20 protein-coding genes and 7 tRNA genes are annotated in these 22228 nt (G+C 41.7%); 10 read left to right on the forward strand and 17 right to left on the reverse strand.

Annotated features, from left to right (window positions below; genetic code table 11):
* The 8 genes from NFU46_RS20225 to murB form a co-directional block, all read right to left on the reverse strand.
* The coding region (locus NFU46_RS20225) for a GTP-binding protein (protein ID WP_249929207.1) at positions 1 to 123 on the reverse strand (123 nt) is incomplete at its 3' end.
* A 136-nt stretch (positions 124 to 259) separates the two neighbouring features.
* Positions 260 to 335: transfer RNA gene (locus NFU46_RS20230), tRNA-Thr, on the reverse strand.
* 13 nt (positions 336 to 348) lie between these two features.
* Positions 349 to 423 (reverse strand) — tRNA-Gly (locus tag NFU46_RS20235).
* A 44-nt stretch (positions 424 to 467) separates the two neighbouring features.
* Positions 468 to 552 (reverse strand) — tRNA-Tyr (locus NFU46_RS20240).
* A gap of 40 nt (positions 553 to 592) precedes the next feature.
* Positions 593 to 668: transfer RNA gene (locus NFU46_RS20245), tRNA-Thr, on the reverse strand.
* 117 nt (positions 669 to 785) lie between these two features.
* A complete protein-coding gene (locus NFU46_RS20250) occupies positions 786 to 1484 on the reverse strand; it encodes a type III pantothenate kinase (protein ID WP_251604451.1) in 699 nt (232 codons plus the stop codon).
* A complete protein-coding gene (gene birA / locus NFU46_RS20255; RefSeq protein ID WP_251604453.1) occupies positions 1481 to 2473 on the reverse strand; it encodes a bifunctional biotin--[acetyl-CoA-carboxylase] ligase/biotin operon repressor BirA in 993 nt (330 codons plus the stop codon). Before birA ends, NFU46_RS20250 begins: the two co-directional genes overlap by 4 nt.
* Positions 2473 to 3480 carry a UDP-N-acetylmuramate dehydrogenase gene (gene murB, locus NFU46_RS20260; RefSeq protein ID WP_251604455.1) on the reverse strand — a complete coding sequence of 336 codons (1008 nt, stop codon included), beginning with the start codon at positions 3478 to 3480 and terminating at the stop codon, positions 2473 to 2475. The genes birA and murB overlap by 1 nt, the downstream gene beginning before the upstream one ends.
* Positions 3481 to 3625: 145 nt before the next feature.
* On the opposite strand from murB, the gene NFU46_RS20265 reads away from it, so the two are divergent.
* A complete protein-coding gene (locus NFU46_RS20265; protein WP_251604458.1) occupies positions 3626 to 5470 on the forward strand; it encodes a M1 family metallopeptidase in 1845 nt (614 codons plus the stop codon).
* Positions 5471 to 5522: 52 nt separating this feature from the next.
* Here the strand turns inward: NFU46_RS20265 and NFU46_RS20270 are convergent, their stop codons facing one another.
* On the reverse strand, positions 5523 to 6152 hold the full coding sequence (locus NFU46_RS20270) for a DUF2057 domain-containing protein (RefSeq protein ID WP_251604460.1): 630 nt from the start codon (positions 6150 to 6152) through the stop codon (positions 5523 to 5525).
* A 105-nt stretch (positions 6153 to 6257) separates the two neighbouring features.
* On the opposite strand from NFU46_RS20270, the gene NFU46_RS20275 reads away from it, so the two are divergent.
* The 3 genes from NFU46_RS20275 (at position 6258) to NFU46_RS20285 (ending at position 9790) form a co-directional block, all read left to right on the forward strand.
* Positions 6258 to 6629 carry a histidine triad nucleotide-binding protein gene (locus NFU46_RS20275; RefSeq protein WP_251604462.1) on the forward strand — a complete coding sequence of 124 codons (372 nt, stop codon included), beginning with the start codon at positions 6258 to 6260 and terminating at the stop codon, positions 6627 to 6629.
* Positions 6630 to 6859: 230 nt separating this feature from the next.
* Positions 6860 to 7516 (forward strand): response regulator transcription factor, encoded by a 657-nt coding sequence (locus NFU46_RS20280; RefSeq protein ID WP_054563917.1) that lies wholly within the window; start codon positions 6860 to 6862, stop codon positions 7514 to 7516.
* Between the two features lie 117 nt (positions 7517 to 7633).
* Complete coding sequence (locus NFU46_RS20285) at positions 7634 to 9790, forward strand: ATP-binding protein (protein ID WP_251604464.1); 2157 nt, start codon at positions 7634 to 7636, stop codon at positions 9788 to 9790.
* Between the two features lie 498 nt (positions 9791 to 10288).
* On the opposite strand, the gene NFU46_RS20290 is transcribed toward NFU46_RS20285, so the two are convergent.
* The 5 genes from NFU46_RS20290 to nudE all read right to left on the reverse strand — a co-directional run bounded on the left by NFU46_RS20290 (position 10289) and on the right by nudE (position 12229).
* Positions 10289 to 10365: transfer RNA gene (locus tag NFU46_RS20290), tRNA-Met, on the reverse strand.
* A gap of 46 nt (positions 10366 to 10411) precedes the next feature.
* Positions 10412 to 10488 (reverse strand) — tRNA-Met (locus NFU46_RS20295).
* Positions 10489 to 10549: 61 nt separating this feature from the next.
* Positions 10550 to 10626: transfer RNA gene (locus NFU46_RS20300), tRNA-Met, on the reverse strand.
* Between the two features lie 240 nt (positions 10627 to 10866).
* Entirely contained in the window at positions 10867 to 11664 is a 798-nt protein-coding gene (cysQ, locus tag NFU46_RS20305; protein ID WP_055021754.1) for a 3'(2'),5'-bisphosphate nucleotidase CysQ, read from the reverse strand.
* On the reverse strand, positions 11657 to 12229 hold the full coding sequence (nudE, locus tag NFU46_RS20310) for an ADP compounds hydrolase NudE (RefSeq protein WP_171040476.1): 573 nt from the start codon (positions 12227 to 12229) through the stop codon (positions 11657 to 11659). Before nudE ends, cysQ begins: the two co-directional genes overlap by 8 nt.
* 61 nt (positions 12230 to 12290) lie before the next feature.
* On the opposite strand from nudE, the gene yrfG reads away from it, so the two are divergent.
* Positions 12291 to 12947 carry a GMP/IMP nucleotidase gene (gene yrfG / locus NFU46_RS20315; protein WP_054563941.1) on the forward strand — a complete coding sequence of 219 codons (657 nt, stop codon included), beginning with the start codon at positions 12291 to 12293 and terminating at the stop codon, positions 12945 to 12947.
* On the opposite strand, the gene NFU46_RS20320 is transcribed toward yrfG, so the two are convergent.
* Positions 12948 to 13568: a dUTP diphosphatase gene (locus tag NFU46_RS20320; protein WP_055199370.1), complete on the reverse strand. Its 621-nt coding sequence runs from the start codon at positions 13566 to 13568 to the stop codon at positions 12948 to 12950.
* Positions 13569 to 13701: 133 nt separating this feature from the next.
* Between NFU46_RS20320 and NFU46_RS20325 the strand changes: the two genes are divergently transcribed.
* Complete coding sequence (locus tag NFU46_RS20325) at positions 13702 to 14331, forward strand: peroxiredoxin-like family protein (protein WP_251604467.1); 630 nt, start codon at positions 13702 to 13704, stop codon at positions 14329 to 14331.
* 32 nt (positions 14332 to 14363) lie between these two features.
* Here NFU46_RS20325 and NFU46_RS20330 read toward each other — a convergent pair whose 3' ends face one another.
* Both NFU46_RS20330 and NFU46_RS20335 read right to left on the reverse strand, forming a co-directional pair.
* Entirely contained in the window at positions 14364 to 14732 is a 369-nt protein-coding gene (locus tag NFU46_RS20330) for a YacL family protein (RefSeq protein ID WP_251604470.1), read from the reverse strand.
* A gap of 122 nt (positions 14733 to 14854) precedes the next feature.
* On the reverse strand, positions 14855 to 15079 hold the full coding sequence (locus NFU46_RS20335) for a hypothetical protein (RefSeq protein ID WP_054554878.1): 225 nt from the start codon (positions 15077 to 15079) through the stop codon (positions 14855 to 14857).
* A 259-nt stretch (positions 15080 to 15338) separates the two neighbouring features.
* Between NFU46_RS20335 and uvrD the strand changes: the two genes are divergently transcribed.
* From uvrD to NFU46_RS20355, 4 genes are all read left to right on the forward strand, one after another.
* A complete protein-coding gene (gene uvrD / locus NFU46_RS20340; protein ID WP_054563945.1) occupies positions 15339 to 17504 on the forward strand; it encodes a DNA helicase II in 2166 nt (721 codons plus the stop codon).
* Positions 17482 to 19551 carry a tRNA(Met) cytidine acetyltransferase TmcA gene (locus NFU46_RS20345; RefSeq protein WP_251604473.1) on the forward strand — a complete coding sequence of 690 codons (2070 nt, stop codon included), beginning with the start codon at positions 17482 to 17484 and terminating at the stop codon, positions 19549 to 19551. The genes uvrD and NFU46_RS20345 overlap by 23 nt, the downstream gene beginning before the upstream one ends.
* A complete protein-coding gene (locus NFU46_RS20350; RefSeq protein ID WP_175083601.1) occupies positions 19514 to 20638 on the forward strand; it encodes an ABC transporter substrate-binding protein in 1125 nt (374 codons plus the stop codon). Before NFU46_RS20345 ends, NFU46_RS20350 begins: the two co-directional genes overlap by 38 nt.
* A gap of 67 nt (positions 20639 to 20705) precedes the next feature.
* Positions 20706 to 21554 (forward strand): CZB domain-containing protein, encoded by an 849-nt coding sequence (locus tag NFU46_RS20355; protein ID WP_105180702.1) that lies wholly within the window; start codon positions 20706 to 20708, stop codon positions 21552 to 21554.
* Positions 21555 to 22228 lie beyond the last annotated feature (674 nt).

The following is a 22228-nucleotide window of genomic DNA, read 5'->3' on the forward strand; positions in this document are numbered from 1 at the left end:
ACCGTATACTTTTGCAAGTACGTTAGTGATTGCTGCTGTTAGAGTTGTTTTACCGTGGTCAACGTGGCCGATTGTACCAACGTTTACGTGCGGTTTTACGCGTTCAAACTTTTCTTTTGCCATGACGGAACCTATCAGTTTTGTGTATCTAGATTACATATGAAAATAATCCACCGAGGGTAGATTAATTTAATTTTTTCAAATTTCAAATAGTTTTTTCTGACAGATAAAGGAAGAAATTAAGATGAGTTCTCGATACTGGTGCTGATAGGCAGATTTGAACTGCCGACCTCACCCTTACCAAGGGTGCGCTCTACCAACTGAGCTATATCAGCAACACCAGAAGTCTGGAGCGGGCAGCGGGAATCGAACCCGCATCATCAGCTTGGAAGGCTGAGGTAATAGCCATTATACGATGCCCGCATAGGAACCTGTTCTTAAACTACCTCTAACCGTCAAGAATAAAGTGGTGGAGGGAGCTGGATTCGAACCAGCGAAGGCTGAGCCGTCAGATTTACAGTCTGATCCCTTTGGCCGCTCGGGAACCCCTCCACGAAAATTCTTTACTAAGTCACTTCCGGTAAAAGGAAAGTGGTGCCGACTATCCGAGTTGAACGGATGACCTACTGATTACAAGTCAGTTGCTCTACCAACTGAGCTAAGTCGGCACTGCTTTAGTACGGGGCGAGATTCTAAGGTAAGGTTTATTGTGATGCAACCATAAAATTAAAAAAAATGTGAATTTATGTGTTAAACGCTCACTATTCAGGCAAAAACCCGTATTTTTACTGCTTTATAGCTAATTCACGCCAATAATTCAGTCCTTTAAACACGAGCAAGCTGTCAAACTTAGCATCTATATATGTATCTGCTAACAATTTGCCATAACCACCAGCAAATAATAACTGACAACCTTGTTGGTTAAGATGTTGTTTTGCTTGCTCGATTGCACCGAGAGTAGCAACCATAGCACCATTTTTTAGGCCATTTGGCGTATTACGCCCTAACTCAGTAGTGAATGGAGTTTGCTCATCATCAAACACACGTTGCGTATTTTGGGTAAGTGATGAGGTCATTAAATCAAGGCCAGGTAAGATCCAGCCTCCTAGATGCGCGCCTTCTTTATTAAGCACATCAATTGTCGTTGCTGTACCGGCATCGATAATAATGCAGTTTTGCTCGGGATATTCTACATACGCAGCGATCACAGCGAGCCAGCGATCAATTCCTAGGTTTTTAAACTGCTGATAGGCACAAGTTAACATAGCGAGTTTAGCGGTCACCTCTGCTTCAAAGTAAGGAACAGAATGTTGCTGCGCCTGTGCTAATAACGGTTTAAGTAGCTCTGTGCTACCTACGCAGGCATAGACCAGCTCTGTTATTTTTGACCAAGGTAAATTGCTGAGTTCACAGGTTTGGTAATCCTTGCCATCAAATAAAACGGCTTTAATTGCGGTATTGCCAACATCCACTAATAGTTTCATAGCTCAGCCTTACGTAATGAAATTTCACCACCATAATAACTTTTCACTTCGCCATCTTGACGAATACGTACGCCACCTTGGTTATCAATCCCTTCGCAAATACCACGCCAGCTACGATGACCCGTATTGAGCTCAACACACTCGCCAGCAAATGCATTTAATTGATTCCACTGTAGATACATATCGTTTAAACCTGATTGCTGATACTGAGCTAAACGTTTTTCTAAATAAAAGCATAAATAGGCCACCAGCTTGTTTTTATCTAACCCCTGCACATGCTGACTTAAGTCAGTCCATGCTTGATCTATGTGCTGGCTAACACTTTCTGGCATATGTAAATTGATACCTATACCTATTACAAGCTGACAAGGACCTTGTGGTTGGCCGTCAAGTTCAACTAATACGCCCGCTAATTTTTCACGGTTTAAGTAGATATCATTTGGCCACTTAAGCTCTACATCTAATTGATATAAGGCTTTAAGCGTATCGTAAACAGCAAGCCCAACTGCAATAGATACCCCCATAGCAGCTTGCAAACCATCATCCAAACGCCAAAAGTAACTAAAGTATAAGTTTGCACCAAACGGAGATTGCCAAACGCGCCCACGGCGCCCTCTTCCCGCTTGCTGCATTTCTGCAACTAATACGCTTCCAGATGGCAGTGATACTTCTGTTTGCAAACGGCGCATTAACTCACTGTTGGTTGAGTCAATAATAGGCTGCACTTCAACATTAGCGGTGCTGCCACCTAACTCATTATAATGCAGACCGATCTTTTCTTTGTTCAGTAAGCCTGCACTATTATTTAGACAATACCCTTTACCCGTAACCTTAAATATATCGAGCCCCATCTCCTGCAAAGAGTGAATATGTTTACCCACTGCTGCACGGCTAATACCGAGCTGCTCGCCCAATTGCTGACCAGAAATAAAACCACCGGTATTTAGAGCTTGTAGAATAGCGAGCTTATTTCCATCTGGCGCTTTCATTATGAAGCTCCCAATTCAATGTGGCATTCATGTTCAGCATTGATCAGGCGTACTTCATGCTGTAAAGCAATCTGATATTTATGCCAAACCTGTTGTTGTACATGCTTTACCATGGCAATTAAGTCATCACCTGTACTATTACCGTGGTTTACTAGCACTAAAGCTTGCTGCTGATGCACTTCAATACCTGCGACCTTAAAGCCTTTTAACCCAGCTTGCTCAATCAACCACCCCGCCGCAACTTTATGATGCTCAGCATCCACAAAGTAATGAGGTAGTTCTGGGTACTGTTTTAAAAGTAACGCAAGTTGCTCATTACTGATCACTGGGTTTTTGAAAAAACTGCCCGCATTAGCAAGTTCACTGGGGTTTGGTAGTTTGCTATTTCTGGTTGTGATGATTTGCTCAAATACCTGTTGTGGAGAGGGTTCTGAAAGCTGTTGCAATGGTCCATAACTCAGTACTGGCTGCCATTTTTTAGGTAGCAGTAACCCTACTTGGGTGATTACAGCTTTATTCTTCAGTGCATGCTTGAAGATAGAGTCACGATAGCCAAATTGGCATTCGCCTTTAGTTAAGCGCTTTATGGTTTTGGTGGCAATATCAAAGTATTCGACATAACTCACAAACTTTTCAAGCTCTACACCGTAAGCACCTATATTTTGCACTGGTGCAGCACCAACAGTCCCAGGTATTAAAGCAAGGTTTTCAAGCCCAGGCATGTCATTAGCAATAGTCATAGCAACTAATTGGTGCCAGTTTTCTCCGGCTGCAATGTGCAATAAAAAGCCATCGCTTTGCTGCTCTATATCTATGCCCTTCGTATTCATGTGGATCACAGAACCTTGGTAGTCAGATAAAAACACCGTATTACTGCCTTCACCTAAAATACAAAATGGCCCAGAAAAGTCTGTGCTTAAAAGCTGATTCACTTCATCAATTTGATAAAAATGCTGGCATTGGCTTGGCAAAGAAAAGGTATGAAAAGATTGCAGGGACTGAGCCACAAAACGCCTCAAAGGTTACCGGTAACTAATCGCATTAGTGTAACCTATCGTCGCAAAATACGCATTAGATTGTAAAAATCACTCAACCCACTGCACTAATCATGTTATAAAACGGGCTCTTTTTCATTTCCGTTCCAGGGTTATTATGAAGTTTAAACCATTACTTTTAAGTCTTGCTATGGCCGGTGCTTGCTCTCAAGCAACTGCAGATGCAATCAGCCAGCACACTTACGCAAACTTAGATGACGTAACAACCACTCACCTACTACTAGATTTAGATGTTGATTTTGATGACAAACAACTAGAAGGTTTTGTTGAGCACACGCTAGATTGGCACAATGCAACAAGCAAAACACTGGTGCTTGATACTCGCGATTTAGATATCGACAAAGTAATGTATCAAGATCAAAAAGGCAGCTGGCACAAAGCTGACTTCACCCTTGCTGCACGTGATGACGTGAAGGGCTCAAAATTAACAATTAAATTTAAAAGCCAAGCGGTAAAAGCACGTATTTACTACAACAGCCGCCCAGAAGCTTCAGGTTTACAGTGGTTAACACCAGAACAAACTGCCAGTAAATCACACCCATTTATGTACAGCCAATCACAAGCAATTCATGCTCGTAGTTGGATCCCAGTACAAGATACGCCAGCAATGCGCGTAACCTACTCGGCACGTATTCACACTCCTAAAGACATTCGTGCGGTAATGAGTGCTGATAACAAAGATGCACTTTATAAAGATGGCGATTATCTATTTAATATGCCACAACCAATTTCGCCATACTTAATCGCAATTGGTGCAGGTAATTTAGAATTTAAAGCCATGTCTAAGCAAACGGGTATCTTTGCTGAGCCAACAATTTTAGATGCATCAGTTGCTGAGTTTAACGACACACAAGCGATGATCGATAAAACTAACGCGATGTATGGCGAATACGCATGGGGTCGTTATGACTTATTAATGCTACCGCCAAGCTTCCCATTTGGTGGCATGGAAAACCCACGTTTATCATTCATCACACCAACGGTTGTTGCTGGCGATAAAAGCTTAGTAAACCTAATTGCTCACGAGCTTGCTCACTCTTGGTCTGGTAACTTAGTAACCAATGCGACTTGGGAAGACTTATGGCTAAACGAAGGTTTCACGTCTTACGTTGAAAACCGCATTATGGAAGAAGTGTTTGGCCGTGACCGTGCAGTTATGGAGCAAGCGCTTGATGCAGCCGGCTTACGTGCATTACTTAAAACTCTGCCAGCACCAGATACGCGTCTTAACTTAAAACTTAATGGCCGCGATCCTGATGATGCATTTAGCTCGGTGCCTTACACTAAAGGCCAACTTTTCTTAATTTATTTAGAAAACAAATTTGATCGTGATAAGTTTGACCCATTCGTAAAAGCTTACTTTGACCAATTTGCGTTTAAGTCTCTTACAACAGCGCAATTTGTTACTTACTTAAAAGCTAACTTGATCGAAAAATATCCAGGCGTTGTGAGCATGGATAAAGTTAATGAGTGGATCTTTGAGCCTGGTTTACCAAGCGATGCACCTAATCCAACCTCTGATGCCTTCGATAAAGTTGATGCTGTAACCAAAACATGGTTAAACGGTGAGATCAGTGCAGCCCAGTTACCAACAGCGGATTGGTCAGTTCACGAGTGGCTACACTTTTTGAATAACCTACCTCGCGATTTAAGCATCGAAAAAATGACTGAACTTGATAATCAATTCAACCTAACACAGTCAACTAATGCAGAGCGTGCTTTCGCATGGTTTATGCTAGCGGTAGGTAATGGTTATCAACCAATTTACCCAGCGCTTGATGAACACCTATCAGGCATCGGTCGTCGTAAATTAATTGTGCCACTATATAAAGCACTTATTAAAAACGGTAAAAAAGACTGGGCGCATGATGTGTACTTAAAAGCACGTCCGGGTTACCACCCACTTGCACAAGGTACTGTTGACGACTTATTTGCAAAGTAAGTCATCAAACACAAAAAAGGCGCTGCAATCAGCGCCTTTTTTAATTATTTTATTAGTTACTTACTTTTTGTAAGAACGCACGGCGCTCTTCAGGGCTTGCTTGTTGCCACCAAAACTCAAGCATCGCAGCCGCACTTGGCGTATTTTTCAAACCCGCTTGTCCGCCGGGTACTTTTGCAGGCAATTTGACAGGGATTGCAGTCGCAGGCTTGTTGCTTGTACTTGTAGCAGCAACTGGGGCACTGGCTACAGCTTGTACAGGCGCGCTAGCTGCACGATAGCTCACTATCGATAGCGGCACAGCAAGTTCACTGCCCTTGGCTTTTAAGCTCACTTGCGGTGATTCAGCAAACACTTCTGCCGCAACAGCATTACTGGCACGATTAAACACTAGGTCATAGTCTTTGCCACTCTCTACCGTAAGCTCAACCCAAAATGGCTCTGACTCAACAACTTGATGGTCATCATAACCTTGCTCGTAAAGATCGGTATATTTCATCTTCACTTGGTAAGTACCAGGGGCAAGCTCAACATCGTCAACACGACTGAAAAACGACTGTTCAATTAGGCGCTCTCCAACTTGTAAGGGTACAAACTCTTCGGGAAAGTGAATAGTCTCAGCTACACTGCTGAAACTATTAAATAGCATTAACGCACTACTCAGTAATACTAACTTACGCATGTTCACTCCTTGGTTGTTCAACTTGCGGCAGTTTCAGTTTGACACTGCAAATAAAGTTTGTCATTAGTGGGCGGTCATTTAACCACATTTATAAGAGAGCTAAGTATGAGCCAAGAGACTATTTTTACAAAGATTATTAACCGAGAGATCCCAGCTGATATTGTTTATGAGGACGAACTATCTTTAGCTTTTAAAGATATTAACCCACAAGCCCCTTTTCATGTGTTGATCATTCCAAAAACACCAATAGCGACTATTAATGATGTTACAGAAGAAAATTCAGCTTTAGTCGGTCACTTATATGTAGTTGCAGCAAAACTCGCTAAACAATTTGGCTTTAGTGAAGACGGATTTCGCGTCGTAATGAACTGTAATGACCACGGCGGACAAACTGTGTACCATATACACCTACACATGTTAGCAGGTAAAGAAATGGGCTGGCCTCCATATCAGGACAAGAAAAAAACAGCAATCTAATACTTTGATATGTAAACAACTGTAAAAAGTAGAACAAATATATTATTTTTAGCTATAATGAATATATATCAGTTAGTTAACATATTGCGATTAGTTAACTAACTGTAATTTTTGACACAAAACAGACACAAACTGTACTTTTCCTGCACAACTCTCAGAAATTTCTAATACGAAAGGGGTGGATTGCGTGATAGGATTTAACTGTCAACTTTATTCAAGAGTGTATATATATGAGTAGTTCAGCCTTTTTATTATTAGATCCAGAGCCAATTAACACTATTGGCATTAACGTATTAGAGCCATTGTTAAAAACACAAGGACTGGCAGTGACATCTGGTACTGATATCTCTGAAGTACCAGAAGGAACACGCTTGTTATTTATTGAAACGTCAAGCACAGATCCGTGGGGCAAGTTAAAAGAGCAGCTAGTTAATTTACGATTGAAATGCGATATCGTGCTGTTTAACTTAGATGAGAACCCTGAACTTGCAAACCGTGCTCTATTAAGTGGTATTCGTGGTGTGTTTTACACAACAGATAATGCTGATGTGTTAATGAAAGGCATTCGTTTATTACTTGAAGATCAACTATGGTATCGCCGCGACATCATGTGTAATGCACTAAATCGTATGTTGCAGTTCAATAAAGACGCACTCCACAAATTGACAGATGGTGACATCGAACCGGTTAAACTTACTAAACGTGAAAAAGCAATTATCTCACTAATGAGTAAAGGTTCGAAGAATAAAGAAATTGCTGAAGACTTAAGCATCAGCCCACATACAGTTAAAACTCACTTATATAGTGCATTTAGAAAAACTAAATGTCGTAACCGTATCGAGCTATTGTCTTGGGCACAGCAGAATATTCCAGACGAAATTCGCTAAACTAAACAAAACATCCTACAAGTTAAAACAGACGCAGCCGCGTCTGTTTTTGTTTCTGGTTGCTAAACACTGTAATTGACTTTATGCTCAAACTGATTGCAAAACACCGGAAATACAATGCTCGACTCAGCCACTTTATATTACGCCAGTGCTGCCATGATGGCAGTGATGACTCTTCTTAATTACCTTACATGGCGAACCAATAATAATACTCCGGGCACCTTACTCTATATTTTCTACCCTCTAGTGATGTTTGCATCGGTAATGAGTTTTGCACTGCATGGTCATATCAATAATATTGCCAGTGTTGCTATCGCAAACACCCTACTCTTTAGTGCTTCCATTATTCATGTACTTGCGATTTGCCAATTTTTAAATGCCAAATGCGTTGGCTTTAAAACCTTTGTTGCAATCACGGTGGTGCTCGCGATTACCATGATTTACTTTGCCACTGATAGCACAGAGTTACGAAGTCGAATTTTAGTTTCAGATCTTCAGCATATAGTTGAAGCCTTGTTTTTACTGGCATTATTTATTCGAAATGGCCGTAAAAGTTATCCTAATGGCAGCATTGTCTACATTTTAATTCTCAGCATTATTCTGGCTATATTTACAGGCCGAACCTTAATGATGGGAGATGTCACAACTGCTAACCTACTTTCTGCAAATTGGTTTAGTATCACTTTATTCATCAATGGTGTTATTGCGCCGATGTTTTATGCAACTGGTATGGCACTATTATGTAATGAACGCCGCGAACAAAACCTCAATCAGCTAGCTGAAAAAGCACACAAAGACTTAGAAATTCGTGGTTTATTCTTATCAACAATTAGCCATGAAATACGTACGCCATTAAATGGCATTTTAGGTAGTGCACAGCTAATCATGAACCAGTCGAGTGACCCTCGTGACAAACCTTATTGCGAAGCAATCATTAACTCAGCTGAGTCACTAAACTTACTGGTAGATAAAGTACTCGACTACGCCAGCCTAGATCAGCGTGATGAAGCGCTCTACGAAGAAGACGTCGAGTTTAAAACGTGGCTCAATAACCTTTGCCTTTTACTCAGCCCTTTAGCAGAGCAAAAACATTTAAAGTTTGAACTGATATACAACTTGCCCGATCAAGCATGTTATTACTGCGACCAACAAAAACTCAGACAAGTTATTATTAACTTAGTAGGTAATGCGATTAAATTTACCGACCAAGGAGCCGTAAAAATCCAAGTAAAACTGCTCAATGAAGGGCAATTAGATCACCTTGTTCGTATCAGCGTCATAGATTCTGGGCCTGGTATTGAAGATGAAGAAATTGCATACCTAACAGAACCTTATGTTCAAAGCAGCGCAGGTAAAGAAAAAGGTGGTACAGGCCTTGGCTTAGCAATCACCAGCCGTTTACTCGAAAAGTTAGGCAGCAAGCTAAATATTGAGAGTGAACTTAATAAAGGCAGTATTTTTAGCTTTGATATTCCGCTTGCGATTGGTGAGCTTAGCCTCGTTGAACAACGTCACCAATCAAAAGATTATGTCACTGGTCTAGACGTGTTATTAGTTGAAGATCTCGATTTAAATCAGAAAATTGCCATTGAGTTCATGGCTGATGATGAGCACAAAATTAAGTTGGCAAAAGATGGTACGAGTGCCATTGAACTAATGCAGAAACATCACTTTGATGTGGTATTACTCGATATGAATTTGCCTGATTTAACAGGTCAAGAAGTGCTGAAAAAGCTAAAAAATATCGACCATCTGAACCAGCGAACCCCGGTGTTAGCGTTTACCGCGAGCCTTAGTCCTGATGAAATAAAAGAATACTTAGCACTTGGTATCAAAGACATTGTTGGCAAACCCATTAAGCAACAAAAACTACGCCAAGCACTCAGTGATTCACAAAGTAATCAAGCAGCAAGCATTGCTGTTGAGCTGCGCGATACACTCTATGATGAAACAGCCGCTGCCACACTTGTCAGCTCATTCAGTGAAGATGAAGTGTCATCGATTTACAACGAGTTTGTATTGTCAGCCAGAAACAAACTGATCCGCTGTCAACAGCTCGTCGAGGACGATAAAGAGCAGTGCACCAAGTTACTGCACCGCCAAGCCAGCACCGCTTTACAACTAGGCTTTAACCGTTACGGTTTAGAACTGAAAAAAATTGAACGTAAACTTCTCGACAATAAGCCTTTAAAAGAATCATTAACCGATGCCTTATTACTGTGGCAAGAGAGCCTACAAGCCTACTTAAAGCATGTTAGAAGTGAATTAGCATAGCGGTAAGAAAAACACGCTTTCGCGTGCCTATTATGTAATTTCAGTTGGTTTCGGGAGCTGTGATTTTTGAGGGCGAACCGACGACCTTCGGGCTCTGAACCTGAATTTTAGACATAAAAAAACACGCTTTCGCGTGCCTATTATTAAATTTCAGTTGGTTGCGGGAGCTGTGAATTTTGAGGGCGAACCGACGACCTTCGGGCTCTGAACCTGAATTTTAGACATAAAAAAACACGCTTTCGCGTGCCTATTATGTAATTTCAGTTGGTTGCGGGAGCTGTGATTTTTGAGGGCGAACCGACGACCTTCGGGCTCTGAACCTGTATTTCAGGCATAAAAAAACACGCTTTCGCGTGCCTATTATATAATTTCAGTTGGTTGCGGGAGCTGTGAATTTTGAGGGCGAACCGACGACCTTCGGGCTCTGAACCTGTATTTCAGGCATAAAAAAACACGCTTTCGCGTGCCTAGTATTACATATTAATTTTTAATTTCAGTTGGTTGCGGGAGCCGGATTTGAACCGACGACCTTCGGGTTATGAGCCCGACGAGCTACCAGGCTGCTCCATCCCGCGCCTGAAATTATTAAGTTTATTTTACTTCTCACTTAATTTAAGAAGTTGGTTGCGGGAGCCGGATTTGAACCGACGACCTTCGGGTTATGAGCCCGACGAGCTACCAGGCTGCTCCATCCCGCGCCTGAATATTAAGTTTATTTTACTTCTCACTTAATATAAGAAGTCAGCCAATTCAAAGAATTGGTTGCGGGAGCCGGATTTGAACCGACGACCTTCGGGTTATGAGCCCGACGAGCTACCAGGCTGCTCCATCCCGCGCCTGTATGTTTAGAGTCCCAGAAGTCGGATTTAAACCAACGACCTTCGACTTCAGGTATTAGCGAGTCCGACGAATGATTTATCATTCTGCTCCATCCCGCGCCTGTAATCTCTGAGTAACATAAGCATGTTATTGCTGCCCTGTTTCAGAGAGAGCGCTATCATATAGCAATAAGATTAGAAATCAAGGGTTATAGTGACAAATTTAACTCAAACGAACAAAAACCACACAAAACAAAGCTAAAAAGCTCGCTGATGAGGACTAATCATTTTTTGCCACTCCCAATCAGGGTGGCCCATCACAATAAAGTCAGGGTTTTCTGTGCTTTCTCGTTGATTGTAAGTTAACGGGTTGAATTCGGCATCGGTAATACAGCCACCAGCTTCTTCTACAATCACTTGTGACGCCCCAGTATCCCACTCACCCGTTGGCCCGATACGTAAAAAACAATCAGCTTTACCCTCTGCGATGATACAAGCCTTTAATGAACATGAGCCTAATGCCACCGTCGCAAACTGAGTATTTAAATACTGGCTGACCGCTTCAATTTTTTGTCTGCGGCTTACAGCTAAGGTTAGGTTATCGGGTGTTGCTACCGAAATTTGCTGATCTTGGCCATTTTCACGTTTAAATGCGCCATTTTGATAACTAGCAAAATAAGTCACTTGTTTCGCTGGCCAATGAATAACACCCAGCACAGGGCGATTATTTTCAACTAACGCGATATTAACGGCAAAATCACCGCTTTCGAGAATAAACTCCCCAGTACCATCCATAGGATCAAGCAGCCAATAACGGTGCCAATCTTTTCTGTCTGCCAGCGCCGGAATGGGTGTTTCTTCTGACATAATTGGAATATCAGGGGCTATGGCTTTCAAACCAGCCATTAATACATCGTTCGATGCTAAGTCAGCCTTGGTGACCGGAGTATGATCTGACTTTTGCTCAGCACCAATATCATCCTGCTGATAAATGGCCATAATGGCATCGCCTGCTTGCTCAGCTAACCGAATACACGGTTCTAAAAAATCATTCATTGCCCGCTCCCGACTCTAAGTACTTTGTTAATAATAGCAAAGCTGCGACACTTCGTGCTTCAGTAAAGTCTTCTTGTTGCAATAATGATTGCCAATCACTTATTGGCCATTTTACAACGACAAGCGGTTCAGGCTCATCACCAGGTAAGGTTTCAGGGTAGAGATCTTCAGCATATAAAATATGCATAGTGGCATTAAAGTAACTCGGCGCCATGCTGACTTTTTTAAGTTCAGCGAAATGCTTAGCACCAAAACCAACTTCTTCTTTAAGCTCACGGTCTGCGGCTTGCTGTGGTGTTTCGCCTGGGTCAATCAGGCCCTTTGGAAAACCCAACTGATAATCATTGGTGCCTGCACAATATTCTCGCACTAATAACAGTTCGTTATCGGCCGTTACTGGCACAATCATAACTGCCCCTCTGCCACCGCCACGAATTCTTTCGTATTGCCTTTGCTCATCATTTGAGAACTTCAATTCGAGAGATTCAACAGTAAATAGTCGACTTTTAGCGACAACTTCATTAGACAAAATTTGCGGTGGTGTAGGATGCTTTTTCTGTGTCATTGGCATTAATTTGCTATCATGGCAGTTATGCTCATCATAAATCTTTTAAAGTGAATTGCCTATGTTAAATTGGTCAAAAATCGATACTGTGTTGTTAGATATGGATGGCACCCTACTCGATTTGCATTACGATAATTACTTTTGGCTAACCGTTATTCCCGAGCAATATGCGCGTAAACATAAAATCAGCTTAGACGAAGCAAAAGCTGACATTTTACATCGTTATCAACAAGTTCACGGACAAATTAATTGGTACTGCTTAGATTATTGGCAACAACAACTTGATTTACCAATTATGGCGTTAAAACGCGACATTCAACATTTAATCAGAATTCGTGAAGATGTTCCGCCGTTTTTAACTGAGCTTAGAAAAGCAGGCAAACAATTGATCATGCTTACTAACGCGCACCCAGATTGTGCCATGTTAAAGTTTGAACATACTGCTATCGATAATTACTTAGATGGTGTGATCTCAACTCATCAATATGGCGTGAGTAAAGAGCATCAACCATTATGGCAACAAGTACATCAAGAATGGCAGTTTGATAAGGAACGGACTTTATTTGTGGATGACAGCCCTGCCGTGCTAGATGCGGCAAAAGAGTTTGGTATTGGTCATATACTTGCGGTTGCCAACCCTGATAGTCAGCAACCGCATAAGCAGTTCGATGGCTTTTTATCAACCATCGATTTTCGCGAGCTTATACCCGTTGAATGATTACTTCGGGTAACGCTGCTCTAAGCCTTGGTATACAAGTTTTGCAAAATCTGCATGCTCTGTATCTAGGCTTTTTACCACTTCAACTAAGTGCTCGTTATCTTCTTGGCCATTCCACACCTTGATATAGCTACCGTCTTTGTAGCCATGATCTTGGCGGAAGAAATTCAAGGTGTTTTTACCAACGTAGCCGCGGTATAAATCATCGATATCCATACCGATTTGCGCCATACAACCTGCAAATGCAGCGGCATTAAAACTCTTTTCAGCGACTGCTGACGCGGCTAATAATTCGAGTGTTTGTTTAAAGTCATCGGCTTGAACTGGTGCACTTAACTCAGCTTCAAGTTGCGCAGCTAACTGCTCATAGCTGGTTTCACCATCAATGCGTAAAGATAAACCAAAATGGAAAATATCAACTAACTCTAAAATAACTTGTTCTGTATCTGGGGTTTGTTTCTTCCACCACTTCCAACCGTAGTGATCCAGCATTTCAGCACACTCAACCCAAATTGCACGATACCATTCAAAACCTTGGCTAAACCATTGCTCATGAACTTTGGTATTCATCGCATTTTGCATCTCGAGCATAACAACGAGTTTTTGTAAATTAGCAGACATTCTTTATCCCAACTTGCATTTTTTATTTGCCTATATACTACAGTTAAATTTGAGTTTGATGTAGGTAAAGATGAAATAAATCCCGCAACAATCAGGTCATCTTTGCAGTTGATAAAAATAACCGAGTAAGCCCATGTTTAAATCTCTATTCATTAGTGCACTGTTTGTACTATCAAGCCACGTTATCGCTGCAACTGCAACCAATATTGCCGAGTCAGCAGAGCAAGTAAGTCCGTTGTTACCCGGCTTAACGGTGCCAAATGTTGAATTGAAAGACCAATATGGTAAAACCGTCTCGCTAGCTCAGCGCTTTAAAGAGAAAACTACCGTGCTGATTGTTTATCGTGGTGGCTGGTGCCCATATTGTTCAAAACAATTGGCCAGCGTGCAAAAAATAGAGAAAGAATTAGCAAGCTTAGACGCGCAATTAATTGCCGTTTCGCCAGACAGCCCTGAAAAACTCGCTGAAACAAAAATTACAGCTCCTAGCTATCAATTGCTTTCTGACGACAGCCTCAATTTGGCGCAAACGTTAGGTTTAGCATTTTATTTAGATGACAAAACAGCAAAGATTTACCGCAATAAGCTTGGGGTTAACTTTGTCTCGTTAGAAGGTGAGCCAAAAGTAGCACTGCCAGTACCCGCAGTATTTGTGATAGATACAAATGGGTTAGTGCATTTTCAATACGCCAACCCAAATTACAAAGTACGCTTAACAGAAGATTTATTACTAGCCGCTGTTAAATCAGTGAGCGAGCAATAAGTTAGCTACCGATAAGCAGAACATGTGTCTGCTTATCGGCTTTGTGTAAATTCTTGCCAAGATTCAATTAAATCGACAAAATCTTCAAAGCCACAGCCACTGCATAAGCCTTCTTCTTCAAGCATTAAATCATCATCTTGGTAGGCAACTAAGTCTTCGTTGTCTTGATGTAATGCATGCGCTTCGAATAGCGCTTCGTCTTTACTTAAGATCAAATCAATTTCTTGACCTTGTAAGGTTAAAGGCTCATGACTGCTTTTAACAGCAGAGATCAACGCTTGCACCATCGCAATTTTTTCTTTTCCGACTTCTTCGTTTAGCCAACGGCCTATGATGGCGTGTTCAGAGGAAATTTTAATGCGTAAACCGCTAATAGGGTCGCGGATAAATTGATATTCCATGGAGGGTACTCTTAATACGTTATCTGCTAATTATACCGTTTGCAGCTAAACGTAGCGAGTTTTGTCATCTTAAAACAACTCGAGCGCCTAAGTGACGCTCGAATTTGTGCTATTTAAAATAGCTAGAGTCGCGATTTGAAGCGCGCAGCATCAATAATCGCCCATAGGTATACGATTGGCAGTAAAATAAAACCAACTGCCACATAAATTAGTGCACCACTAATAACCCATGCTAAAAAGAATGCAATAGCCGCCATTAAACGACCTTGTACCAATTGCCCTAAACCGGGAAAAAAGATATTACATATTGCTGCGATTACATTACCGCCAGAACCTTGCTCTGCCATACTAACCTCTGTAGTTTTTAATGATTATACTTTTTATAATCACACTTTATGCCAACTTATTATGACTTACAAATCAAAGTGTTAAAAAGTAGCGTTATTTTGATTTTAGTTCTTTTAGCTAAAAATCGGTCAAATTCACAATTTTTATACTGCAATTTTAATGACTTGCCAAAATAGCTGTTTATAAAAACAGTATTTTATTTAGCCTTGCATAAACACCTGTTATACTCCACCCATTATAGATTGAAAAGGCGTAACGATGGACGTTTCTGAATTACTCGATGGCTTAAATGACAAACAACGGGATGCAGTCGCAGCCCCATTGCAAAATATGCTGGTACTTGCAGGTGCAGGTTCTGGTAAAACTCGAGTACTTGTTCATCGCATCGCATGGCTCATGCAAGTTGAGCAAGCTTCTGCATACAGCATCTTTGCGGTAACCTTCACTAACAAAGCCGCGAAAGAAATGCGTACCCGTGTAGAAGAAACGTTAAAAGCACCGGTTGGTGGTATGTGGATTGGTACCTTCCACGGCTTATCTCATCGGATTTTACGCGCCCATCACCGTGAAGCGAACTTGCCTGAAAGCTTTCAAATCTTAGATTCTGACGATCAACAACGTATGATCAAACGCTTACTCAAAGCGATGAACATCGATGATAAAAAGTGGCCAGCTAAACAATTTGGTTGGTATATCAGCGCGAAAAAAGATGAAGGTCTGCGCCCTAAAGACATTCAAGCCTACGATATTAATGAGCAAATGATGCTGAAAGTCTATGCTGCATATCAAGAGGCTTGTGACCGTGCAGGTTTAGTCGACTTTGCAGAAATACTGCTGCGCTGCTACGAAGTACTTAAGAATCACCCTACTCTTTTACGTCACTATCAACAGCGTTTTGCCCACATGCTGGTAGACGAGTTCCAGGATACCAATACAATCCAGTACGCTTGGTTAAAATTACTCGCAGGTAACACCAACAGTATTATGATCGTAGGTGATGATGACCAAAGTATCTATGGCTGGCGTGGCGCAAAAATTGAGAATATCAAACGCTTCTTAACTGACTTCGAAGCCGAAACCATTCGCCTTGAACAAAACTACCGTTCAACGGCAACAATATTAAAAGCGTCAAATGCGCTGATCAAAAACAATGCTGAACGCATGGGCAAAAGCCTGTGGACTGACGGCAATGATGGTGAGCCTATTTCTGTTTACGCTGCGTTTAATGAATTAGACGAAGCGCGCTTTGTTAGCAGCAAATTACGTAGCTGGCTAAATGCAGGTAATGCATTACAAGACGCCGCCATTTTATACCGTAACAATGCGCAATCTCGTGTACTCGAGGAAGCAATGCTACAAGAAGGCTTAAAATACCGTATTTACGGCGGTATGCGCTTCTTCGAACGTCAAGAGATCAAAGATGCACTGTCGTATTTACGTTTAGTGGGTAACCGTCAAGATGATGCTGCTTTCGAGCGCGTTATTAACACTCCAGCCCGCGGCATTGGTGATAAAACGCTAAGCCATATCCGTGATTGCGCGCGCAATGAATCATTGCCACTTTGGTATGCCGCAAAAGCAATTGTAGAGCAGCAGCACTTATCTGGCCGTGCAGCGAGTGCCGTCACAAAATTCTTAGAACTTGTTGAGCATATCGAAGATAAAATCAGCGATCTCACTTTAGAAGAGCAAGCGAAATATGCCATTCAAACCTCAGGGTTAATGGCAATGTATCAAGCTGAAAAAGGTGAAAAAGGCCGTGCCCGCGTAGAAAACTTAGAAGAGCTTATTAGTGCTTGTGGTCAATACGAACTCCCTGAAGATGAAGAGTTCAGCTCACCACTACAGGGATTTTTGGCTTATACCTCACTAGAATCTGGCGAAGGCCAAGCTGATGAGCACGAAGACGCAGTGCAAATGATGACATTACACTCAGCAAAAGGCCTAGAATTCCCACTGGTATTTATGGTTGGTGTTGAAGAGGGCATGTTCCCATCACAACAAAGTAATGAAGAGTCTGGTCGTTTAGAAGAAGAACGCCGCCTCTGCTATGTTGGTATGACTCGCGCGATGGAAAAACTATATATTAGCCACGCAGAAAGTCGCCGTTTATACGGACAAGAAAAATACCATAGCCCATCACGCTTTTTACGTGAAATGCCTGAAGACTGTATCGAAGAAATCCGTATTAAAACACAGGTTTCAAGACCGCCTGCGGCAGGTCGTTTTAGTCCATCAGTAACACATGCCGCATTTGAAGATAGCGGCTTTAACTTAGGACAACGCGTATTACACGCCAAGTTCGGCGCAGGAACCGTACTCAATTACGAAGGCAGCGGCGCACAGTCACGTATTCAAGTGAACTTTGATGACCTAGGCAGCAAATGGCTTGTAACACAGTATGCAAGACTTCAAGCCTTATAATGAATATTTAACAGCACTGTGTAATGAGCTGGTGATTGCAAAGCATCGCCAGCTTGTCATTGTGCAAGGCAGCGAAACTTGGTGCTACCAGTTTGCAAACCAATTAGCGCTCAAAAATAGCTATGTTTTCAGTAGCAGCTCATTATTAGCAAATAGTGAGTTTCCAAAACATGCTCACCAAATTCTTGGCCAAGAGTTTCAACACGCAATTTTTGATGGTTTTAGCGGCTTATATGCCGATAAACTAGCCGCGCTTGCAGGTACCGTAAAAGCAGGTGGTGTACTGATACTGTTGCTGCCCGATGACCGCAAGTGGCAAGACCCTGCACTCACTAGTATTACCTCTTATGGCCAAGTGATTAAACACAGCTTTTTTAATCAGCGTTTATTCTCCAAGCTAAAGTTGCAGCCACATTATTTTACTGAGCACTCGCTCCCTGCTTGCCAATCAGTATCGCCAGCTACTGCTGAGATAAATTATCAACAACAACAAGCATGTGTTGAGCAAATTATTAAAACCGCGACAGGGCGCGCTAATCGTCCTTTTGTGATCAGTGCAGACCGAGGTCGTGGTAAGTCAGCTGCTTTAGGGATTGCAGCAGCAAGTCTTCAAGATAAAAGAATCCTTATTTGTGCCACCCAAGCCAAAGCCGTACAAACAAGCTTTAAACATTTAGCCGCTGAGCTTGGTGTTAGCAAAGAGCTAAACTGTAAACAACTAGCTAACCTTAGCTATATTGCGCCAGATATACTGCTACATGAAAAGCCAGATTGCGATCTGTTATTTGTCGACGAAGCTGCGGCGATTCCGGTTCCTATGCTATTAGAGATACTAAAAAGTTATCCACGAATCGTATTTGCGAGCACTATGGTTGGTTATGAAGGGAATGGGCGTGGTTACACGTTACGTTTTTTACATTACTTACGTAGCCAATATAAATCTCTAAAGACTATTACTTTGGATGAGCCAATTCGTTTTGCTAAACATGACCCTCTCGAAAATAGCCTACGCGAACTATTACTTCTCGATGCAAAGTACCTAGATACGCAGAGTGGTAAGTCTTACCAATTTGAAAACATAAGCAAAGAGCAACTTGTTGATGATGAGCAGCTACTTAGCCAAGTTATGGCGCTACTGACGTTGGCTCATTACCAAACCACAGTAAATGACTTACGCCAATTGCTTGATGCCCCAGAGTTACAGCTATCGATCTGCAAACAAGAAAATGCATTAAAAGCCGTTTGCTTAATCGCTATTGAGGGTGGCTTAGCACCAGAAATCGCAGAGCAAGTAATAAAAGGAAAGCGCAGGCCTCATGGTCATTTAATGGCGCAAACTCTGACTCAATTGAGCCGAAATACAGAAGACTTGTGTAAACGCTCAGCGAGAGTTGTGAGAATAGCTGTTGCACCTGAATGTCATCAACAAGGTATTGGCTCAGCCCTGTTAAACTACTGCGAAAGCCAATTAAATAATTGCAGTTATTTTGGTGCCAGTTTTGGCGCAAATGCAGCGTTAGTTAAGTTTTGGCAAAGTAATGGCTTTAATATTGTTAAGCTTGGATTTAGTCATGACAAAGCAACGGCTGAACATGCTGCTTTAGTGATTAAAGCGTTAGGTAAGCAAAGCACAGATAGCGCAGCACTCTTAATAGAGGAATTTAAACAAGACCTGTCTTTGCAACTCCTTGGTCATTTTAGCTCACTTCCTTGGCAGCTTATTGCAGAACTATTCAAAGGCTTACCAAAAAGTTCCTTATCTTCTGCCTTAAATACAAGAGCTGAGCGACTGTTAACCGGTGACATTAACCTCTTCCAAGTACAGCCATTGCTATGGAAAATGATTTGGAGCACACCAATTAGTCTAAATTTATTAGATGAACATACAAAATTCATCCTTATTCGACTAGTATTACAGCAAACCTCTGTAAATAGCTTGATCGAAGAAGCCGGTTTTACAGGTAAAAAAGACTTAGACTCACAGTTCAAAACCGCAGTGCAAGGTTGGTATGCTCACTATAAATCACTTCAAAATAACAGCCATTAAGTGTTTATGTTTTTATGCCTTGCTACTATCTCAGTTAGCTTTAGCTGAACACGAACAACCTACCATTAAACTCGGGATGTCGACGGCACTGACTGGACCTGCTAAGCAAATAGGTGAACAGCTAGCGCTTGGCAGTAATATTTACTTTAACAAAATCAACAAAGAAAACGGTATTAATGGCCAAAGTATCGATCTGATCTTAGCTGATGATGGCTATGAGCCAAAAAATACCGTAGTGAATACCCGCGAGTTTCTATTTGACCAAAAGATCCATGCGATTTTTGGCTCTATGGGCACGCCAACAGCTCATGCAATTAAGCCCCTGCTAGATAGACACCGTATTCCATTTCTCATGCCATTTACAGGCGCTGACTTTTTACATAACAGCTCAATGCCGAATGTATTTAATCTTCGTGCGAGCTACCAAGATGAAGCCATAGAGCAAATTAACTACCTAGTTAAAGAGCGTAAGCATGAAAAAATTGGCTTAATGATCCAAGCCGATGAGTTTGGTTATATGGTAGAGAGCAATCTCGTTAACGCCCTAAAAATACATGGTATTAAACCTGTAGAAGTCACGCGATTTAAGCGCAATAGTGATGATATTTCAAAAGCTTTAGCGCTTCTAAAAGAAAGTAATGCAACCGCAATTTGTTTAGTCGGTACCTACAAGCCTCTCGCTGAATTTATTAATGCTGCAAACAAACAAAGCTTCAACCCAGATTATACTTCGGTGTCTTTCGTATCGAGTCATGATTTATACCAACGGGTTAAAAAGCCCGCTAACATCATGGTCACTGAAGTGGTACCTGACCCAAATAACTGTAAGAACCCTTGGTGTAAGCAATTTATTGAAGATATAGAGCCTTATCACACTAGTGCGAATAGAATTATATTTGAAGGTTATTTGAATGCTGTTGCACTCGTTAGCGCTGCCCAAAAATGCCCAACACCACTAAACAATCAATGCCTACTGACCGAGCTAAATCGACTCTTTACTGATACATCAGATTTCGCTGATCTATTTAACACTCACACTTCTGGAAATAACAAAAAAATCTACCGCTCATATTTTAAAAGTAATTAGGTTAAACTACGACTAAATTACAATAATGTTCTATGCTATAGAGACTTAACAAGGCTTTGAGGGAAATATGGATCTGATTAATTTTCGAGTTGGCCAAAAGACCATTTCACTAAAAATTCTCGATATTCTTCTAACTGAGCGTTACGAAGGAAATTTAACGTCGTTGCCAAATGAAAATAAAAGCTTCATTGGGGTTAAAGATTATATGGAAACCCCAACGCCTATCTTTGATTTAGGAATTGTATTAAACAATCACTCAACCAAAGAGACCAATACCGAATTATCTGACCTTTTAGTCGAAAGAGAAAAAGACCATTTAGATTGGCTAGATGCCTTAGAAAATAGCCTAGTAACAGGTGCACCTTTTACAAAAGCCACAGATCCAGACAAATGTGCATTCGGTCGTTGGTATAACAACTTTGAAACCGATAACGAAGACTTACAAAGTATCTTAGCCAAGTTTGATAAGCCACACCGTGAATTACATGCTATGGCCGGTGAGTTATTAGAATTGCAAAAAAGCCAACCTCACGACAAGGTGATTAGCCTATTTGCAGAGAAAAAGCGCCAAACATTCAACCAGCTTATTAGATTGTTTGAATCGGCACGTGAGCAGATCATTCTTGATTACAAGCCAATCATCATCTTCACCACAAAAGACGGTGTAACACCTCATATAGGCCTTCTAGTCGACAAAGTAGAAGACAACATCAACGTAAAAAAAGAAGACATCAAACCGTTAGACCAACTTACCTCGGTTGGTTTTGATGTTGATCCGCAAACTAAAAACATGATGCGCGGACTAATCAAAATGAAGCATAAACACAGCTTATTATTAGACCCAAGTGCCATCTTCCGCCCAGAGCACCTCATGCGCCACGAAGCAGAAGAAACCGAAGAGTATGGGCTTTTTTAGTCGCTAGTTAGCGAGTTAGAAAGAGTAAAGTTAGCGAGGGGAAAGTTTGAAGGTCTGGCGTAGGTTGGGTAGAGCGGAGCGAAACCCAACATGAGAAGAGCTATCAGCTTTCAGCCGTCAGCGTTCAGCCGCGCGGTGTGGGTGATTGTTGCTGCGTCTTCCTATGCAATTAGGCTCTAGGCTCTAGGCTCTAGGCTCTAGGCAAAGTGTACTTGTAGGAATGACTTTAGCCGTGAATGTGTTTGTTATGGTCTAGATTCGGCACTGAAGTGCCTCCTACGAGGTTTTGTTACTGAGGGTGACTCTGTACTAAACAACCCCGCAGTTCAAATCTAATATCTGAGATACGCATCTCGTAGGAATGGCCTTAAGCCGTGAATGTGTTTGTTAAGGTCTGAATTCGGCACTGAAGTGCCTCCTACGGGGTTTTGTTGCTGAGGGTGACTCTGTACTAAACAAACCCCAGTTCAACTTTACCCTTGCTAACTAGCAACTCGCTAACTCGTGTTGGGTTTCGCTCCGCTCTACCCAACCTACCTGGCTGACAGCTCAAAACGCAAAAAAGCCCGACTCTTTCGAATCGGGCTTTCTCTTATTTGGAGCCTGGCGATGACCTACTTTCACATAGCAGCTGCTACACTATCATCGGCGCTGTTTCGTTTCACTACTGAGTT

The organism is Pseudoalteromonas sp. NCCP-2140 (assembly GCF_023708065.1).
Classification (GTDB): Bacteria; Pseudomonadota; Gammaproteobacteria; order Enterobacterales; family Alteromonadaceae; genus Pseudoalteromonas.

What these genes read in the sequence shown, in the direction of transcription:
- NFU46_RS20280 (WP_054563917.1), top strand. Translation starts at nt 6,860, where the DNA reads ATGAGTAGTTCAGCCTTTTTATTATTAGATCCAGAGCCAATTAACACT.
- NFU46_RS20270 (WP_251604460.1), bottom strand. Translation starts at nt 6,152, where the DNA reads ATGCGTAAGTTAGTATTACTGAGTAGTGCGTTAATGCTATTTAATAGT.
- NFU46_RS20350 (WP_175083601.1), top strand. Translation starts at nt 19,514, where the DNA reads ATGCTCACTATAAATCACTTCAAAATAACAGCCATTAAGTGTTTATGT.
- NFU46_RS20335 (WP_054554878.1), bottom strand. Translation starts at nt 15,079, where the DNA reads ATGGCAGAGCAAGGTTCTGGCGGTAATGTAATCGCAGCAATATGTAAT.
- nudE (WP_171040476.1), bottom strand. Translation starts at nt 12,229, where the DNA reads ATGACACAGAAAAAGCATCCTACACCACCGCAAATTTTGTCTAATGAA.
- NFU46_RS20355 (WP_105180702.1), top strand. Translation starts at nt 20,706, where the DNA reads ATGGATCTGATTAATTTTCGAGTTGGCCAAAAGACCATTTCACTAAAA.
- cysQ (WP_055021754.1), bottom strand. Translation starts at nt 11,664, where the DNA reads ATGAATGATTTTTTAGAACCGTGTATTCGGTTAGCTGAGCAAGCAGGC.
- NFU46_RS20330 (WP_251604470.1), bottom strand. Translation starts at nt 14,732, where the DNA reads ATGGAATATCAATTTATCCGCGACCCTATTAGCGGTTTACGCATTAAA.
- NFU46_RS20320 (WP_055199370.1), bottom strand. Translation starts at nt 13,568, where the DNA reads ATGTCTGCTAATTTACAAAAACTCGTTGTTATGCTCGAGATGCAAAAT.
- NFU46_RS20285 (WP_251604464.1), top strand. Translation starts at nt 7,634, where the DNA reads ATGCTCGACTCAGCCACTTTATATTACGCCAGTGCTGCCATGATGGCA.
- NFU46_RS20275 (WP_251604462.1), top strand. Translation starts at nt 6,258, where the DNA reads ATGAGCCAAGAGACTATTTTTACAAAGATTATTAACCGAGAGATCCCA.
- NFU46_RS20265 (WP_251604458.1), top strand. Translation starts at nt 3,626, where the DNA reads ATGAAGTTTAAACCATTACTTTTAAGTCTTGCTATGGCCGGTGCTTGC.
- NFU46_RS20345 (WP_251604473.1), top strand. Translation starts at nt 17,482, where the DNA reads ATGCAAGACTTCAAGCCTTATAATGAATATTTAACAGCACTGTGTAAT.
- birA (WP_251604453.1), bottom strand. Translation starts at nt 2,473, where the DNA reads ATGAAAGCGCCAGATGGAAATAAGCTCGCTATTCTACAAGCTCTAAAT.
- NFU46_RS20325 (WP_251604467.1), top strand. Translation starts at nt 13,702, where the DNA reads ATGTTTAAATCTCTATTCATTAGTGCACTGTTTGTACTATCAAGCCAC.
- uvrD (WP_054563945.1), top strand. Translation starts at nt 15,339, where the DNA reads ATGGACGTTTCTGAATTACTCGATGGCTTAAATGACAAACAACGGGAT.
- yrfG (WP_054563941.1), top strand. Translation starts at nt 12,291, where the DNA reads ATGTTAAATTGGTCAAAAATCGATACTGTGTTGTTAGATATGGATGGC.
- NFU46_RS20250 (WP_251604451.1), bottom strand. Translation starts at nt 1,484, where the DNA reads ATGAAACTATTAGTGGATGTTGGCAATACCGCAATTAAAGCCGTTTTA.